Annotated in this window: 1 protein-coding gene; it reads left to right on the top strand. The window is 63.4% G+C overall.

From position 1 onward, the window contains the following. Positions 1 to 63 precede the first annotated feature (63 nt). A protein-coding gene (locus C8J42_RS19935) for an IS3 family transposase (protein ID WP_133021543.1) occupies positions 64 to 1,235 on the top strand; the annotation gives its coding sequence in 2 pieces (ribosomal slippage) (positions 64 to 328 and positions 328 to 1,235; 1,173 coding nt in all). Positions 1,236 to 1,269: the final 34 nt, after the last annotated feature.

Below are 1,269 nucleotides of genomic sequence, written 5' to 3'. Positions count from 1 at the left end.
TGAGCTGCCCCCTTCTGAGCGGTCCATCGACTATGAGAGTCTGGATCAAGGAAGGGACGACGAATGCCTGCGAAAAAGCACAAGCCGGAAGAGATCATCGGGAAGCTGCGTGAAGTTGAAATCGTCCTGGGCCAGGGCGGGACGACCGCCGAGGCGTGTCGGCGGATCGCGGTCAGCGAGCAAACCTATTACCGCTGGCGCAAGGAATATGGTGGGCTGAAGACGGATCAGGCTCGTCGGATGAAGGATCTGGAGAAGGAGAACCTGCGGCTGCGGCGTGCGATCTCCGACCTGACACTGGACAAGCTGATCCTGCAGGAGGCGGCACGGGGAAACTTCTAAGCCCCGCGCGGCGCCGACGCTGCATTGACCAAGTGAAAGAGGTGCTGGACGTATCCGAGCGACGGGTGTGTCGCGTGCTCGGGCAGCATCGGTCGACGCAGCGCAAGGTGCCGTGTGGGGCAGATGACGAACAGGCGCTGACTGAGGACATCGTTGCGCTGGCCGGGCAGTATGGACGCTACGGTTACCGCCGGGTGACCGCACTGCTGCATGCCGCGGGGTGGTCGGTGAATCATAAGCGTGTCGAACGCATCTGGCGGCGTGAGGGGCTGAAGGTACCACAGAAGCAACCCAAGCGTGGCCGGCTGTGGTTAAACGACGGCTCGTGCATCCGGCTGCGGCCGGAGTATCCGGGGCATGTCTGGGCGTACGACTTTGTCGAAGCGCGAACGCACGACGGGCGCAAGTTCCGGATCCTCACGATCATCGACGAGGCCAGCAGGGAGTGCCTGGCGCTGACCGTCGCACGTCAGTTGAAACACGAAGACGTGCTGGCGGCGCTTGCCGAGCTGTTCATCGCGCGAGGTCCGCCAGCGCATATCAGGTCGGACAATGGCAGCGAGTTCATCGCTACCGCGGTCCAGAAATGGCTCGGCCAAGTCGGCGTGAAGACGCTGTACATCGCGCCGGGCTCGCCATGGGAAAACGGCTATAACGAGAGCTTCAACGGTTCGCTTCGCGACGAGCTACTCAACGGCGAGATCTTCTACAGCCTCGCCGAGGCAAGGGTGCTGATCGAGGCGTGGCGGCGTCACTATAACACCGTCCGACCACACAGCAGCCTGGGCTATCGACCTCCGGCGCCAGCAGCAGCGACCCCGCCATTGCCGGCCTCCGGCTCCGCTTCGCTCCACCTACGCCCGGCAATGGCGGCGGAGGCGACGATGCACTAACTATCTACCCGGACCACCCGGTGGGGGCTGCTCA

The sequence above is a fragment of the Sphingomonas sp. PP-CE-1A-559 genome, assembly GCF_004340965.1.
Taxonomy (GTDB): Bacteria; Pseudomonadota; Alphaproteobacteria; order Sphingomonadales; family Sphingomonadaceae; genus Sphingomonas.
Note: the sequence above shows the minus strand (reverse complement) of the source record. Positions and strands in the feature narration are given on the sequence as shown.